The organism is uncultured Tateyamaria sp., from assembly GCF_947503385.1.
Classification (GTDB): Bacteria; Pseudomonadota; Alphaproteobacteria; order Rhodobacterales; family Rhodobacteraceae; genus Tateyamaria.
On the sequence record NZ_CANNDO010000002.1, the window covers coordinates 422,915 to 438,931 of the forward strand.

Annotated in this window: 16 protein-coding genes; 9 read left to right on the forward strand and 7 right to left on the reverse strand. The window is 61.9% G+C overall.

The genetic code is table 11. The features are described 5' to 3' along the window. The first annotated feature begins 143 nt into the window (after window positions 1–143). From Q1A85_RS08030 to Q1A85_RS08040, 3 genes are all read left to right on the forward strand, one after another. A complete protein-coding gene (locus Q1A85_RS08030; RefSeq protein ID WP_299687120.1) occupies window positions 144–575 on the forward strand; it encodes a pseudoazurin in 432 nt (143 codons plus the stop codon). 67 nt (window positions 576–642) lie between these two features. Beyond that, complete coding sequence (gene nirK, locus Q1A85_RS08035) at window positions 643–1,860, forward strand: copper-containing nitrite reductase (RefSeq protein ID WP_299687122.1); 1,218 nt, start codon at window positions 643–645, stop codon at window positions 1,858–1,860. Window positions 1,861–1,877: 17 nt separating this feature from the next. After that, window positions 1,878–2,627: an SUMF1/EgtB/PvdO family nonheme iron enzyme gene (locus tag Q1A85_RS08040; protein WP_299687123.1), complete on the forward strand. Its 750-nt coding sequence runs from the start codon at window positions 1,878–1,880 to the stop codon at window positions 2,625–2,627. Window positions 2,628–2,845: 218 nt separating this feature from the next. On the opposite strand, the gene Q1A85_RS08045 is transcribed toward Q1A85_RS08040, so the two are convergent. The 6 genes from Q1A85_RS08045 to Q1A85_RS08070 all read right to left on the reverse strand — a co-directional run bounded on the left by Q1A85_RS08045 (window position 2,846) and on the right by Q1A85_RS08070 (window position 8,088). Then, window positions 2,846–3,181 carry a Lin0512 family protein gene (locus tag Q1A85_RS08045; protein ID WP_299687125.1) on the reverse strand — a complete coding sequence of 112 codons (336 nt, stop codon included), beginning with the start codon at window positions 3,179–3,181 and terminating at the stop codon, window positions 2,846–2,848. Then, window positions 3,174–3,518: a Lin0512 family protein gene (locus Q1A85_RS08050; RefSeq protein WP_299687126.1), complete on the reverse strand. Its 345-nt coding sequence runs from the start codon at window positions 3,516–3,518 to the stop codon at window positions 3,174–3,176. The genes Q1A85_RS08045 and Q1A85_RS08050 overlap by 8 nt, the downstream gene beginning before the upstream one ends. Beyond that, on the reverse strand, window positions 3,518–4,603 hold the full coding sequence (locus Q1A85_RS08055) for an ABC transporter ATP-binding protein (protein ID WP_299687128.1): 1,086 nt from the start codon (window positions 4,601–4,603) through the stop codon (window positions 3,518–3,520). Before Q1A85_RS08055 ends, Q1A85_RS08050 begins: the two co-directional genes overlap by 1 nt. Before the next feature lie 36 nt (window positions 4,604–4,639). Continuing rightward, on the reverse strand, window positions 4,640–5,995 hold the full coding sequence (locus Q1A85_RS08060) for a sodium:proline symporter (protein ID WP_299687130.1): 1,356 nt from the start codon (window positions 5,993–5,995) through the stop codon (window positions 4,640–4,642). Between the two features lie 104 nt (window positions 5,996–6,099). Next, complete coding sequence (locus Q1A85_RS08065; protein ID WP_299687132.1) at window positions 6,100–7,233, reverse strand: DNA alkylation repair protein; 1,134 nt, start codon at window positions 7,231–7,233, stop codon at window positions 6,100–6,102. A 75-nt stretch (window positions 7,234–7,308) separates the two neighbouring features. After that, window positions 7,309–8,088 (reverse strand): SDR family oxidoreductase, encoded by a 780-nt coding sequence (locus Q1A85_RS08070; protein ID WP_299687134.1) that lies wholly within the window; start codon window positions 8,086–8,088, stop codon window positions 7,309–7,311. Window positions 8,089–8,222: 134 nt separating this feature from the next. Here Q1A85_RS08070 and Q1A85_RS08075 point away from each other — a divergent pair, with 134 nt between their 5' ends. Both Q1A85_RS08075 and Q1A85_RS08080 read left to right on the forward strand, forming a co-directional pair. Then, window positions 8,223–9,224, forward strand: coding sequence for a Hint domain-containing protein (locus tag Q1A85_RS08075; protein ID WP_299687136.1), 1,002 nt, complete (start codon window positions 8,223–8,225; stop codon window positions 9,222–9,224). Window positions 9,225–9,307: 83 nt separating this feature from the next. Next, a complete protein-coding gene (locus Q1A85_RS08080; RefSeq protein ID WP_299687138.1) occupies window positions 9,308–10,147 on the forward strand; it encodes a universal stress protein in 840 nt (279 codons plus the stop codon). 185 nt (window positions 10,148–10,332) lie between these two features. Here Q1A85_RS08080 and Q1A85_RS08085 read toward each other — a convergent pair whose 3' ends face one another. Further along, on the reverse strand, window positions 10,333–10,698 hold the full coding sequence (locus Q1A85_RS08085) for a nuclear transport factor 2 family protein (protein WP_299687140.1): 366 nt from the start codon (window positions 10,696–10,698) through the stop codon (window positions 10,333–10,335). A 158-nt stretch (window positions 10,699–10,856) separates the two neighbouring features. On the opposite strand from Q1A85_RS08085, the gene Q1A85_RS08090 reads away from it, so the two are divergent. From Q1A85_RS08090 to Q1A85_RS08105, 4 genes are all read left to right on the forward strand, one after another. Further along, entirely contained in the window at window positions 10,857–12,467 is a 1,611-nt protein-coding gene (locus tag Q1A85_RS08090) for a peptide chain release factor 3 (RefSeq protein ID WP_299687142.1), read from the forward strand. A gap of 26 nt (window positions 12,468–12,493) precedes the next feature. Then, complete coding sequence (locus tag Q1A85_RS08095) at window positions 12,494–13,423, forward strand: glycosyltransferase family 2 protein (protein ID WP_299687144.1); 930 nt, start codon at window positions 12,494–12,496, stop codon at window positions 13,421–13,423. Window positions 13,424–13,426: 3 nt separating this feature from the next. Further along, window positions 13,427–14,359 carry a glycosyltransferase family 2 protein gene (locus tag Q1A85_RS08100; RefSeq protein ID WP_299687146.1) on the forward strand — a complete coding sequence of 311 codons (933 nt, stop codon included), beginning with the start codon at window positions 13,427–13,429 and terminating at the stop codon, window positions 14,357–14,359. A 122-nt stretch (window positions 14,360–14,481) separates the two neighbouring features. Then, on the forward strand, window positions 14,482–15,918 hold the full coding sequence (locus Q1A85_RS08105; protein WP_299687148.1) for a DEAD/DEAH box helicase: 1,437 nt from the start codon (window positions 14,482–14,484) through the stop codon (window positions 15,916–15,918). Window positions 15,919–16,017 lie beyond the last annotated feature (99 nt).

Here is a 16,017-nt window from a genome sequence, read left to right on the forward strand (position 1 = left end):
TTACCATAGGCAGGACAGATACTTGTCGGTGGCGCCACACCGCTGCGCGCATCGGCGCAAAGTTTGAGCCAGCGCAAACTCCCGTTTTCTCCGTCCGATAGATTTGGCTTCAACGCACACCGCGAACTGAAAGGAAAACACAGATGTTTCGCACAGTTGTATCCGGCCTGACCCTCGCCGCCCTGATGGGGAGCGCGGCGTTTGCCGAAACCTTCGAGGTTCAAATGCTCAACAAAGGGTCCGACGGTGAACGCATGGTCTTTGAACCTGCGTTCGTGCAGGCCCAGCCCGGCGACACGATCAAATTTCTAGCCACCACCAAGGGCCACAATGCCGAAGTGAACAAAGGTATGCTGCCCGACGGTGCCGAAGCCTTCAAAGGCAAGATCAACGAAGAGATCGAAGTCACGCTCGACACCCAAGGCGTCTACGGCGTCATCTGCAAACCGCACTTTGCCATGGGCATGGTGATGACCATCGCTGTCGGTGATGCACAGGTCCCTGCGGATTTCTTCGAAGGCCGTGTGCCACCCAAAGCCAAAGAGCGTTTCGAGGCTCAACTCGGCAATCTCTGAACATTTCCAGTCGTCAGCGGGCGCGGTGTCGCGCCTGTCGACCAGCCAAACCCCATAGGAGGGCACCATGACCAAACGCATCAACCCCGGACTCGTGAAGACCAGCCGCCGCAATGTGCTGCGCGGCAGTGTGCTTGCGGGCGCAGCCGCCATGACAGGGGCCGCTGCAATGTCAGCGCCGCGCGCACCCAAACTTCACGGGGTAAACGCAACGTCCAAGAACCTGTATCGCGTCGCAGGGACAGAAGACGCCGCAACCAATGCGAAACCTGCCGATCTGTCGGGCTACACACGGGTCAAACAGGAACTGGTGGCGCCCCCCTTTGCACCTGAACACGAACAGGTCGCCACAGGTGGCCCAAAGATCGTCGAAATCACAATGGAGACCGAAGAGCGCCTGATGGTCGTCGACGAAGACAACGGCGCAAGCGTCTGGGCGCTAACCTATAACGGGTCGGTTCCGGGGCCGCTGATCATCGTCCACGAGGGCGACATGGTCGAACTGACCCTGCGCAACCCGACCTCCAGCATGATGGAACACAATATCGATTTCCACGCCTCGACCGGCGCTTTGGGTGGCGGTGGCCTGACCCATGTCTATCCCGGCGAGGAATGCATGTTGCGCTGGAAGGCGACAAAACCCGGCTGTTTCACCTATCACTGCGCACCGGGCGGCGACATGATCCCCTATCACGTCACCCACGGCATGAACGGCGCCATCATGGTGCTGCCGCGCGACGGGCTCAAGGACAAGGACGGCAACCCGCTGCGCTACGACCGCATCGCCTATTTCGGCGAGCAGGATTACTACCTGCCCAAGGATGAAAACGGCGACTACCGCACCTATGAGGCGGCGGGCGATGACTATGCCGACAGTCTTGAGGTGATGCGCGGTCTGATCCCGACCCATTCGGTGTTCAACGGTGCCGTTGGTGCCCTGACCGGGGAAGGCGCAATCAAGGCCAATGTGGGTGAAACCGTCCTGATGATCCACAATCAGGCGAACCGCGACTCGCGTCCCCACCTGATCGGCGGGCACGGCAATTATGTCTGGGAATCGTCCTTTACCGACGCGCCGCTTCAGGACATGGAAACGTGGTTTGTGCGGGGCGGCAGCGCTGTGGCCGCGATGTATACGTTCGAACAACCGGGCGTTTACGCCTACGTCAACCACAACCTGATCGAAGGTGTGATGCTGGGTGCAACCGCGCATGTCGTTGTCGAAGGCCAGTGGGACAACGCACTGATGGAGCAGGTCGTCGCCCCACGTAGTTTCGAAACCTAAGAAAGGGAGAATGACCGATGTCCGCCGCTGCAAACCCGGAAACAAGACGTGGAAAGACGTTCGTTCGTTTTGCCATCCTCAGCCTTGCAGCGGCAGGCATCGCTTGGGTCGCGCTTTTGCAGCGCGGCCCGGACCCCGCCTATGTGCCCGTAATGGCCGAACAGGCTGTGGTCATGCCCGACGGACGTGCGCTCTATGTGCAAAAATTCGAAGTCACCGTGGCCGAATGGAACAGATGCGCAAACGATGGTGCCTGCGCGCTCACCCTGCGCTCAAGGCCCGACCAAGATCCGGTCACAACGCCTGCCACCGGGCTGAGCTATGTTGACGTTCAGCAATATGTCGCATGGATTAACCGCAAAAGCCGTCACATCTTTCGGCTGCCCACTGCGGGCGAATGGGATGTATTGGCCGCCGCGGTTCTTCCCGACAAGCCCGATCCACTCTTTACCGACCCCTCCCTGACATGGGCGTCCAGCTACCTCATCGAAGGCCTCGCCCCACGGGCGCTCAAGCCTCAAGGCAGCTTTTCTGCCTCCCCCCAAGGCGTTGTCGATCTTGATGGCAGCGTGTGGGAATGGACGATGGAATGCTATGACGGGCTGGACAACGGAACCGCCACCGATCGCTGTCCCGCGTTTTTTGTGGGTGGCGAACACCTCGCAGCGATGTCCTATCTGATCCGCGACCCCGCGCGCGGCGGATGCGCCGTCGGAACCCCGCCCGCACATCTCGGGATGCGTCTGATCAGCGACAAAGCTGTCTAAGCGGGACACGCCGGCCTTGAGAGCGTCCGTACAAGACGCGCACATGAGGGTCAGCGTTCATCGAATTTCGCCGTCAAATGACCACTTCGGGTCCGTAACTGCAAAGAACAATACCCTCGATGCTGGAGTAAAAAACCCATTCTGCGCAGGTCCGCTTCGGTCCGCGCACCTGATTTTGAACCATTCCGAGCCTGCCGCTGGTTTGGGTCCGTCACGCGTTAGCGCTTGGGCAGAAACACCTCGATCGCGGCGACGGCCATGACGTGCACCTCGTCGCCCACAGGTACGTCCAGCCCGCCCTGCTTCGGTACAACTTCGACCACCCCGTAAGGCAGCAGACCCGCGATCAGGTCCACGTCAACCGCTTCAGGCCGCGGCACTGCAACGTGGACAACGATCCGCATCGCGCCCCGGTCGACACCCAATGTGCCAAAGATCGGCAGTGACGCACCTTGCAGCGCCTGTTCGACCGCACGGCGTGCAGCCTTGGTGTCGTCGCGCCCGTGCAGGTCCACACCCTGCGCCATTTCGATGATCAGCCGCTGTTCAGTCATCAGATTTCTCCACCGACACCACCAGTGCGGCCTGAGCCATCACGGTCGGCGCACCCGTCCCCTCGGGCCGTGCCACGTCCAGCCCGCCCTTGCGGATCTGAAACGCTGTCGCGCCGTAGGGGAACACATCCGCCAGAACCGACACATCCACCAGTTCGGGCTGCGCACAGCCGATATGCACCGCGATGCGCATGTCCTCTTTGGCCACGCCCATATATTCTGCAAGGTTGATGGAGTTGCGCCAAAGCGCCGCCCGCACCGCCCGCGCCGCAGCCTCGGTGTAGCTGCCCCGGCGCAAGGACGTGCCCAGACCAAATTCCACGATCATTGGCCCCATCAGGCGTCCTCCTCCACGGGAAATACAAAGCATTTGTCGCGCCGGATGCGCAGCCACATCACCGTCTCGGGCTGCGGCAGGAACACGCCCGGCACCGTCGCGCGCATGATCGTCCCATCGTCGTCCAGCCGGAATTCCACGAGGCTTTCATGCCCCATGAATCGCGCCCGGATCACCTGCGCGCGCGCCGCCGTGCCTTCGGCGGCGGTTGGCGCCGGGCCAACCCCTGCCCGGTCAAAGTCGATCTTCACGTGCTGGGGGCGGAACACGATGTCGACATCCGTCCCATCCGGCACGCCGGGGGCAAGGAAGCGACCAAAGGCCGTCATCGCAAGCGCACCTTCAACTTTGGCCCGCAATTTGTTGGCATCACTGAAAAAAGCCACGGATTTCTGATCTGCGGGCCGGGTGTAGACGTTGTAAGGCGCGCCGCGCTGTACGATCTGTCCATCGCGCATTAACGCGATTTCGTCCGCCATGCGCATCGCCTCATCCGGCTCATGCGTGACCAGCAGAACGGCGGTGTCTTCTTCCTTCAGAATGGCAAGTGTTTCGTCCCGGATGCCATCGCGCAACCGGTTGTCGAGGCCCGAAAACGGCTCGTCCATCAGCATGATCCGGGGCCGCGGGGCCAGCGCCCGCGCCAGCGCCACGCGCTGCTGCTCTCCGCCGGACAACTGATGTGGATAGGCATCGATGAACCGTCCCATATGCACCCGGTCCAGCATCTCCGCGACCCGTGCGCGTTTTTCAGCCCGCGTCCCCACCAGCCCGTAGGCCACGTTGTCGGCCACGCTCAAATGCGGGAACAAGGCAAAGTCCTGAAACATGAGGCCAATCTCACGCCGTTCAGGCGGCACGCGGAACACCGTGTCACAGATCAGCGCGCCATCTACGTGGATCTCACCGCTGTCCTGCATCTCGACGCCGGCGATCATCCGCAGCGTGGTGGACTTGCCACAGCCCGACGGGCCCAGCAGGCATGTGACCTGCCCCGCCTCGATGCTCAGCGACACCCCATCGACGACCCGCCGGTCGCCAAATGTGCGCACAAGGTTGCGAATTTCCAGCCGTGGTGCGGTCACCGTGACACATTCCCGATTAAAACAGTCGGTGGCGTATCAGGCCCGCCGCGCCCCCGCAAGCACTGCGGCAAATCCCACCGCCAGAACGACCAAGCAAATCACCAGCAGCTGTTCGTATTTGTGCCCGTCGGGCAGCACGCCCGCAAACAGTGGCCAGCCGCGTCCAAAATAGGCGAAGGCTCCCGCTGCGGCCGCCCCAAACGCCATGAGATACGCCCAAAGCGCCACGCGCCGTCGCATGACCAGCCCCACAATCAGCACCGGCGTCAGGAACAGCGAAGCGGTGCCGCTGACGGCGACCGCATCGAACAGCGTCGCATTGCCCCACACCGTAAGCAACGCGCCCAACGCCATGAACACCACCATGACCACACGCCCGCCGCGCAATGACCGGGGCGCCCAGCGCAACTCTTCAACCACCAGCCGGGCTGCGGAGGCCAACGCTGAATCAAGCGTGGACAGCGCCGAGACCAGCAGCGACAGCATCAGCGCGGCAAAAACCCATGTGGGAAACATCTGTCCCCATGTGCCGATCAATTCGGACTGGTACGCGGCCCCGACGAGGCTGGCCTGAATGCCAAAAAACCCGAACCCCACAATCAACAGCGTCGACAGCCAAAACGCATGGAGAAATGACCGCCGTGTCGTGTCCTCGTCCGCGAGAAAACCGCGATCCATCATCACCGGATCATGCGCGGGGTAGGAAAACACCTGAAGCGCCGCCACCGCCAACAACACCCAGCCGTTATATGCCCCTGCCGTGCCGGGCGCAGTTAAAACCGCACCCCAAGAGAATTCGGCGCAAAGAATCAGATACAAAAACGCCACAGCAAATACGGCCAGAAACACCGCCATTTGCGCCACATCCGTCCGTAGGGCAGCCCCCAACCCGCCCCATGCCGAATAGGCAAGACCGACCACAGCCACGACCAGAATAGCTGTGGTGCCGCCACCCGCAATCACTGCGCTGGCGATCAGGCCGACGACCAACAGATTGGCAAACACTTCCGACAGAAGCCGGAGCGCGATCACGACGTTGTAGGCGCTTGTGCCCACAGGCCCGAACCCCGCCCGCAACCAGTCTTGCACCGACGTGGCCCCGCGCGCGCGCAGCCGTCCCACGATGAACCCGCCGGTCAGGAAACTGCCGTAATACGCGGCATAAGCCAGCGTCCCGGCAATCCCATAGAAATAGCCGAGGATTGCGGCATTCATCAGGCTGCGGGCAAAAATCCACGTGGTGACCTGACTGAGGACCAGCACCCACAAGCCCGGTGCCCGTCCCGCCATGCGACCAGAGAAAAACCCCTCTACGCTCGCCCGGTGCGGGGCGGACAGCACGCTGACCCCGATCAGCAATGTAAACAGGGCGATCAGGAGCAATGGAGACATGAAAGAGGTCTTTCCGCAGGCAAGGTGACCTGCGGCCTAGCAGGCAGGCCAAGCCCGCGCTACCGGGGGTGACGCGGTTGTGAACCTATTGGTTCCTTTCGTGATCAGCGTGCTTGGATGTCAAACGTACCGCTGGCGCGGTCCACTCCGTTCACCTGCACCACCAGCCCGTGTGTGCCGGGATGCAATTCGAATGTGGTCGCGTTGGCCTTTAGCATATGCGCCTTTGTCAGGATCAACGGCTGGCCCTCTGTCACGCGGGCGACTTTCAGTTTGAACACTTTTTCACCGCTGCGCCCGCCGGGGCGGGCAAAACGGATGCGGTAATCGACGATGACCGGTGTCACATCCTGCGCAGACAACGCCACGCGAAACCGCAGCGCGTCGCCCAAATTCACCTCCGGCGTCTCAATGACCAAATCCGCCGCGACGTCGGCGTCACTGCGATACCCCAGCATCTCCATCGCGCCCGGATGCCCGTCCTTGACCAACGTGCGCAGCGCGTGACGCCGCATCCAGTCGCGTTCCTTGGCAGACTGCGTGGCATCCGCATTCCACGACCTCAGGCGCCCCAGTACCGCCTCTGGCTCGGATTTGGCGACGTCATTCAGGTGATTGGCCACCGACCGCGTGACGAACCGCGTCGGGTCCGCCTGCAGGCGGTCCAGCAAAGGCAGGGTTTGGTCGCTGGTCAGGTCCACCTTGCGCGCCCACGGCAGTTTGGGCCGCGTGCCTTCGCTCACCAGACGGCGCACGTGGTAATTGTCATCCTCGGCCCATTTGCGGAGCCGCGCCAGCGTCTGCTCCGGCCAACGGTTGAGGAACGGGCGGATGTAGAACTCCATCGAAAACCGCTGGGTCGCGGCGTGGAGCAGGTCAAGCGCCCGCTCCCGGTGATCCTCCAACCCGTGGCGCGCCGCCAGCACGCCGGGCACTGCATGGATAAAGCGGCCAAAGTCATCGTCGCGCAGGCCGGGGTCCAACCGGGGCGGCAGTGCCGCCTCCAGCTGGTCGGCCATGGTTGGAAAATCCGGTGCCAGATAGGGCTCCAGACAATCGGCGAACCAGTCAAGGCACGCCACCAGCGTACGCTCTTTGACGCCCGAAAGGGCGGCGGTGTGAAACGCGTCGCGGTCAAATCCCGGCACTGCGGCGGCGAAGTCATCCGCCAAATCCCCCAGACTGTCCGCATTGAACAGCTGATCCTTGAGCGAGAATGTCGGCGCGGCTTTGGCCATGGCGGGCTCCTTGTCTGTGTAGCGCCAAAGATGCACGACATTCGTGCCACGTTTTGGCAGCAGGCGCGGCGCGCCCTAGATCGTTGCCAAGGTCGCCCCGCCATCCAGCAGCAGATTCTGCCCCACAATGAAACCGGCATGTTGCGAGCACAGGAATGCGCAGGCTGCGCCAAACTCTTCGCGCGTGCCGTAGCGCCCGGCGGGAATCGTTGCCGCGCGCTGCGCGCGCGCTTCGTCCAGTGTGATGCCTTGGGCGGCCACCACCCCACCATCCAGCGCGTCCGCGCGGTCTGTTGCGTGAATGCCGGGCAGCAAATTGTTGATCGTGACGCCCGATCCGGCCACTTGCCGCGACGTGCCCGCGACATAACCCGTCAGTCCCGTGCGCGCGGAATTGGACAGGCCCAGCACCGCGATCGGCGCTTTCACCGATTGCGAGGTGATGTTGACGACCCGCCCCCAACCGCGATCCATCATGCCCGGCACAAGCGCCTTGATCAGCGCAATGGGGGCCAGCATGTTGGCGTCCAGCGCTTTGATGAAATCGTCACGGTCCCAATCCGTCCACATGCCCGGTGGCGGGCCGCCCGCGTTGTTCACCAAAATGTCCACATCCCCGGCGGCCTCCAGAACCTGCGCCTGTCCCGCATCTGTTGACACGTCTGCGGCCACGGTTGTCACCTCGACACTGTGCGCCGAACGAATGGCCTCTGCCGAGGCCTCCAGCGCATCGGAGCCGCGCGCATTCATCACCAGATGCACGCCCGCTGCCGCGAGCGCCTCAGCGCAGCCCTGGCCCAACCCTTTGGATGATGCACATACAAGCGCGCGCTTGCCAGCAATTCCCAGATCCATGATGTCTCTCCCCATTTGGATGTTTGACCAGAGGTAACGCGCCGCTCAACAATGCGCCAGCAAAACGCCGAACCGTTGACCGAACAGCGCCACAATCCTAGGCTAAGCGTTCTCGAAACCCCGAGCACACGCCCATGACACCGACCAACGCCAGCCCCGCCCAGAGCCTGCCCGTGTACCGCGCCGATGCGCTGCACGTGAGCGATGGTGCGAACCGGGGCGACACGCTGGGCTGTGGCGATGACCTGATGCTAGACGACGTCTATACGCTGGCACCGGATGCCGCGACCGAACGTCTGTCCCTGCACGCCACGGATGCCGCTCATATGACCGTTGCGGCCGACAGCCCGCTGGGCACTCCGGGCGCGGCCATCCACCTTGATTGTGCCATAACGCTGATGCCGCCCGACGGGATCGTCACCGACGCTATCGTGCTGGTCGAGGTCGACAGCGATGGTAATATCGAGGCAGTGTACCTGCTGCCGCTGGCAGCACTGCTGCCCATGACGCCCTATGCGCTGGTTGGCATCGACCCCGCAGGGGCGCGCGAAAAGTTTGCCCACCTTGCCTGCGCGCGGTTCACCCGCGGCACCCACATCACTATGGCATCGGGCGCGCAAACACCGATTGAGGATCTCAAACCCGGCGACCGCGTTCTGACCCGCAACGACGGGGTGCAGGCGCTGCGCTGGATCGGCCAGTCCACCGTGCGCGCAGTGGGCGATTTTGCCCCGATCCGCATCCGGGCGGGCACGCTGAACAATCTGCACGATCTGGTCGTGTCGCCCGATCACCGCCTGTTCATCTATCAACGCAGCGACAAGCTGGGCGCGGGCCGCTCTGAATTGCTGGTCAAGGCGCGGCTGCTTGTGAACGGCGACAGCGTGGTGGTGCAGGACGGAGGCTTTGTCGACTATTTCGAACTGCTGTTCGACACGCACCAGATCATCTATGCCGAGGGCATTGCCGCGGAATCCATGCTGGTCAACACCCGCACCACGCCGGTGGTCCCGGATGAGGTGCGCGCCGTGATCGCGCCACACAGCCAAAACGGGCTGTCCGGGCTCGACGTGACCGAAACGCTGCTCGACCGGCCTGATGCCGCCGAAATCCTGCGCCGTGCATCAATGCGCTAAAGCGCCGGGCGATTGAGCAAAATCAAGGCGTCCTGATCCCCTGCCCGCCACCATGTGTCCAAGCGAAACACAAGGGACGTGCGATGCCAAAGCTGACCAACATTCTCGTGGCCACAGACATGTCACCACGGTCGGACCGCGCGGTGCGCCGGGCGTTCGATCTGGCGCGCACGCACGGCTTGCCGGTGACCGTACTGATGGTGCTGGACGACGCCATGCCTGCCGATCTGACGGACATGTTGCACGCCAAGGCCGAGATGGAACTGGACAGGTTTGTGGCCACCCTCGGTGACGGCGTGGCCCATGACATTGTGATCCGCGTGGGCGACCCGACACATGAAATCCTGCACTACGCCCACAATGATGCGCTGTGCCTGCTGGTGATGGGTATACACCGCCCCCGGCCCTTTCTTGACACGCTGCGCGAAACCACAATGCAGCGGATTGTAAGGCGGACGTCAAATCCCGTGCTGCTGGTCAAGGATGCGGTCGATCACAGCTATGACAAGGTGGTGGCGGCCTGCGATTTCTCGCCTGCAAGTACCGCGTCCCTCAAACTTGCCCTGTCGCTCAACCGACATGCAAAGGCCCGGCTGATCCACGCGCTGCATGTGCCCTATAGCGGAATGTTGGGCCAGACATCTGCGGCGGCGGCAGACCTTGCCAATGCCTTCCACAAGGAGGCGGTCACTCAGGACGTCGCGTGGCGCGCCACAGCCGACTTGCCCGCGGGCGCGGGCAAGACCGAGATCATGCCGGGATCACCCTATCCCATCCTGTGCGGCCTCGCGGATTGCGGCGATGCGGATCTGATCGCCGTTGGCGCGCACGGTCGCGTGGGGTCGGCCCGTGCGATTTTGGGTTCATTGTCGATCGATCTGATGCGTGACCCGCCCTGCGATGTTCTGATCGCGCGACCTTGAGCCACAACATACTTTGCCGGTCTGGCGGCTGCCGGGGATATGGCGGGCCATCTGTGTAGAAACGCGCCACATCAGAAACGATGCAGCGCGGCTGAAGCCCAACCGCGCGCACCATCTGTACCGAAGCGCCGGTCACAGCCGGACACGGTGCACCCCACCGCATCCGGTTGCGCCGCCAAAGCGGATCACGAGGCGTAAAAGAACTCCTCCCGCGCGATCTTGCCACCCGCCACGTGGTACACGGCGACCTCTTTCATGTCCGAGACTTCGCCGGTTTCCTTGTTCTTGGCCTTCACCTCGAAAATCACGGCAAAACGGTCGTCACCATGGGGGTATGGGTCCGACACGTCGGTTTCGAGCATCTCGAACGTGCTGTCCCACCATGCGTGCTTGCCCTTGAGCGCGGCCATGCCGACGGCTTCGCGGCCCATGCCGTGATCCACAGGTTCAACCGATACGACGTCTTCGGCATACAGCGCGCCGAGGTTTTCCGTTTCCTTGCCGGTGCGGCATCCGTCCACCAGTTTTTGCGCGATCTCGTCGAGGGTCATGGGTCTGTCCTTCCAATTAAGTGAATGCCCACTGCCTAGCTCCCAATGCTGACAGATTTTGTCACCAGGCTGTCAGGGCGCACCGAAATGGCGCGTGGCGTGTGTCGGCATGTGTGCCGCTGCTTGTCCCCTTGGGTTCGCCCCGATATACGGCGCTCATGTTGGACAACCGCCCTGAATTGCCGCCCGAAATTGCCCGCCGCCGGACCTTTGCGATCATCTCGCACCCGGACGCGGGCAAGACCACATTGACCGAGAAATTCCTGCTCTTTGGCGGGGCCATTCAGATGGCCGGTCAGGTGCGCGCGAAAGGTGAGGCGCGTCGCACGCGGTCAGACTTTATGGCGATGGAAAAGGACCGCGGGATTTCTGTCTCGGCCTCGGCCATGTCCTTTGATTTCACAAGCAAAACCAACACGTTCCGGTTCAACCTTGTAGACACACCCGGCCACTCGGACTTTTCCGAAGACACCTACCGGACACTCACCGCAGTGGATGCCGCGATTATGGTGATCGACGGGGCCAAGGGTGTGGAAAGCCAGACACAAAAGCTGTTCGAAGTGTGCCGCCTGCGCGACCTGCCAATCCTGACGTTCTGTAACAAGATGGACAGGGAAAGCCGCGACACCTTTGAGATCATTGACGAAATCCAAGAAAACCTCGCCATTGACGTAACGCCTGCGTCTTGGCCGATCGGCGTTGGCCGCGACTTTATCGGCTGCTACGACATCCTGCGCGACCGGCTTGAACTGATGGACCGCGCCGACCGCAACAAGGTCGCGGAAAGCATTGAGATCAACGGCCTCGACGATCCAAAACTGGCGGATCACGTGCCCGAAGCGCAGTTGAACCAACTGCGGGAAGAGCTTGAAATGGCGCGTGAATTGCTGCCCCCGCTGGATGCTGAGGCGATGTTGCAGGGTACGTTGACCCCGATCTGGTTCGGTTCGGCGATCAATTCCTTTGGCGTCAAGGAACTGATGGAAGGCATCGCGCGCTACGGGCCGGAGCCGCAGATTCAAAGCGCAGAGCCGCGCCAGATTCTACCAGAGGAATCAAAGGTTTCCGGCTTTGTCTTCAAAGTGCAGGCCAACATGGACCCCAAGCACCGCGACCGCGTGGCCTTTGTCCGCATGGCCTCTGGTCACTTCAAACGCGGCATGAAGCTGACCCATGTGCGGTCGAAAAAACCGATGGCCATTTCAAATCCGGTGATGTTCCTCGCCTCTGACCGTGAATTGGCCGAAGAGGCATGGGCCGGTGATATCATTGGCATCCCCAACCACGGCCAGTTGCGCATCGGCGACACGCTGACCGAGGGCGAGGCGCTGCGTGTCACCGGCATCCCCAGCTTTGCGCCGGAACTGCTGCAAGGTGTGCGCGCGGGTGATCCGCTCAAGGCAAAACATCTGGAAAAAGCACTCATGCAGTTTGCCGAGGAAGGTGCCGCCAAGGTGTTCAAGCCGTCCATCGGGTCAGGCTTTGTCGTCGGTGTTGTGGGTGCGCTGCAATTCGAAGTGCTCGCCAGCCGGATCGAACTGGAATACGGGCTGCCCGTACGGTTCGAACAATCGCAGTTTACCTCGGCGCGGTGGGTGAACGGTGACAAACAAGCCATTGATAAGTTTACAGATTCCAACAAGCAACACATCGCGCACGACCATGACGGCGACATCGTTTACCTCACGCGGTTGCAATGGGACATCGACCGGGTGGCGCGCGATTATCCGGACGTGACCCTGACTGCCACCAAGGAGATGATGGTCTGAACGGAGCCGACACACCCACGCTCACCGTGCCGCAACCCGTCAACCGGGACGCAGCCACCCTGCGCTGGGGCATCGTCACCACTGTAAAGGCGCCGCTGCTCCAGATCGCCCGGTTTTCGGCCTATCATCTTGATCTGGGTGTTCACCGGATGCACATCCATCTGGACACGCCCGACCCAGCCATCGCCGCGCGTCTGGCCCACCCGCGTATCCAGTTTATCCAATGCGATGCGACCTATTGGCAAGACCGCCCGGATCGGACAACGTCCACCCACCAGATGCGACAAATCTACAATGCATCAAGGGTTTACCGGGCAACGTCCCTTGATTGGCTGGCCCATATCGACGTGGATGAGTTCATCCTTGCCCCCGGCCCCTTGCCCGATCTGCTGGCACGTGTCAGCGCCGACGACACGCACGTCAACCTGTCCCCGGTCGAGATGATGGACACGCAGGGCGATCCGCACCATTTCAAACGCTACGCACGGGCCAGCAAGCGCCGCGTGATCTACCCGACCTTTGGCGAGTACATCAAAGGAGGCTTTCTCAGCACCACATCGCCCAAGGTATTCGCCCGGACGGGGTTGCAGAATGTCAGCCTCGGTATTCACGCCTTGCGCCATTTCGGGAACAAAGTCTGGAGCGGCGCATCGCTGCCGGGGTTGGAGTTGGGGCACGCCCATGCCCCCGATTTCGAGACGTTCCGGCGGCACATGACATACCGGCTGGACAAGGGCAGTTATCACAATCGCAAGGGCAAGATGAACCCGATTGGCCTGTTGATCCGCACCTTGCTGGAGGACCCCGATCCCGACGCCTTGCGCGCGCTGCACCGCGAATTGTCGAGCCCCACACCAGACCGGCTGGAGCGGTTGAACGACGCTGGACTTTTGCGCACCGAAACGCTCAACCTTGATGCAAAGGTCGCGCAGCATTTCGGCACGTTGGAGGGGTAGATCATGGCCAGATGGGGCATATCCACGACGATCCTTGCCCCCGTGGATGATATCCTGCGCTTTGCCGCTTATCACCTCGAACTGGGCGCGCACCGGCTGTATCTGTACCTTGATGATGACAATGCAGAGGCGTTCAAGGCGCTGAAAGCTCATCCGAAAATCCGGGTGCAGACCTGCGACACAGCACATTGGAAACGTCTGATCGGCAAGCACCCTGCGCGGCATCAGGTGCGCCAGACGCTCAACGCGACCCACGCCTACAATCGCAGGACCGAGGTGGATTGGCTGATCCATATGGACGTGGACGAATTCCTCGTTCCCGCCCACCCCTTGCCCGACATGCTGGACAGATTGCCCCCGGACACACGCGCCGCCCGCGCCCGTCCGATGGAGATGCTGGGCGGCAGCCATGACGCGTTCAAGGCGTTCATCCCTGCAGGTCCTGACCGGCACCGTATCGTTGCGGCGCTCTATCCCAATTTTGGCCGTTACCTGAAAGCAGGCTTTGTCAGCCACGCAGCAGGCAAGGTCTTTGTTCGCACAGGTCAACCCGACATCTCCGTTCAGATTCACGATGCGCTGCACAATGATGTGCGCCTGCCTGCCACCGAACTTGTGCAGGTTGACCTCGCCCATTGCCACGCCGCATCTTGGGAGGCGTGGCGTGCCGCGTTTGCCTACCGCCTGCAAAAGGGCTCGTACCGGCCCGAGATCAAGGCAGCCCTGCCGCCCGAGGATGGCGGACTGTCAATCCACGACATGCTGTCAACGATCCAGGCGCAGGATGGCGACGCAGGTCTGCGCGCCTTTTATGACGAGGTGATCGGCGACAGTCCGGATTTGCGCGCCCGCCTGCACGCGCAGGGGCTGTTGCGCCTGCATGACCTGTCGCTTGGCGAACACATGCGCACGCATTTCCCTGACATGGCGATTTGACGCGCATAAGCGCCTCTGTTATGCACGCGCAGCATGTCGGGGCGAGGTTGCCCCTTTGGGCCACGCGGGCCGACATCAATGATGCAGCGGGCCAAGTCAGTGTCCGCAACTCACGGACATAAATGACAAAATTCTCTGATCTGGATCTCAATCCAAAGGTTCTGAAAGCGGTCGAAGAGGCCGGTTACGAAACACCCACACCCATTCAGGCAGATGCGATTCCGCACGCTCTTGCCGGGCGCGACGTGCTGGGCATCGCTCAGACCGGCACCGGCAAAACTGCCAGCTTTACGCTGCCGATGATCACCGCGCTGGCCCGGGGGCGCGCACGCGCGCGGATGCCTCGCAGCCTTGTGCTGTGCCCCACGCGTGAACTGGCCGCACAGGTGGCCGAGAACTTCGACACCTATTCCAAATACGTCAAACTGACCAAGGCACTTCTGATCGGCGGCGTCAGCTTCAAGGAACAGGATCTGGCCATCGACAAGGGCGTCGACGTGCTGATCGCCACACCGGGCCGTCTGCTCGACCATTTCGAACGGGGCAAGCTGATCCTGTCGGACGTCAAGGTCATGGTGGTGGATGAGGCCGACCGGATGCTTGACATGGGGTTCATCCCCGACATCGAACGCATCTTTGGCCTCACGCCGTTTACACGCCAGACGCTGTTTTTCTCCGCCACAATGGCGCCCGAGATCGAGCGGATCACCAACACCTTCCTGAGCAATCCCGCCCGGATCGAAGTGGCCCGTCAGGCCACCGCTTCCGAGACGATCGAACAGGGTGTTCTGATGTTCAAAGGCTCGCGTCGTGACCGCGAGGCGTCGGAAAAGCGCAAGGTGCTGCGCGCCCTGATCGACGCCGAGGGCGACAAGCTGACCAACGCGATTATCTTCTGCAACCGCAAGACGGATGTGGATATCGTCGCCAAGTCCTTGAAAAAGTACAAATATGATGCGGCTCCGATCCATGGCGATCTGGACCAGTCACAACGCACGCGTACGCTGGACGGGTTCCGCAACAATGAACTGCGCATTCTGGTGGCCTCTGATGTGGCCGCGCGCGGTCTTGATGTGCCGTCGGTCAGCCACGTGTTCAATTTCGACGTCCCGGGCCACCCGGAGGACTACGTGCATCGCATTGGCCGCACCGGTCGCGCGGGCCGCGAAGGCAAGGCCATCACCATCTGCATCCCCCGTGATGAAAAGCAGTTCGACGCGGTCGAAAAGCTGATCCAGAAGGAAATCCCCCGCCTCGACAACCCGCTGAAGTCCGAAAAACCCGAGGTGGAAGAGCCCAAAGAGCCCACCGAAGACAAGCCCAAACGCACCCGATCGCGCAAACCTCCGAAATCCGAGGACAAGTCCGAAGCGCCGGTCGAAGCAGCAGCGGAGCTGCAAGAGACCAAGCAGGACGAGACACCCAAACCTTCGCGCAGCCGAGGCGGTCGCGGTCGGTCGTCAGGTCGCGATGATCGCGGCGGGAACAAGGTTGTCGGTCTTGGGGAACATACGCCCAGCTTTATCGAACTCAGCTTTGAAGAGCGGATGGCCAGCTAGCCATCCGTTCACCGGACCAAGCCGCGTCCCGCAAACACCTCTTTTGCAAACCCGACAGGTGTTCGCAATTGCGGGACGAACCGGTCGTTCATGGCGGCA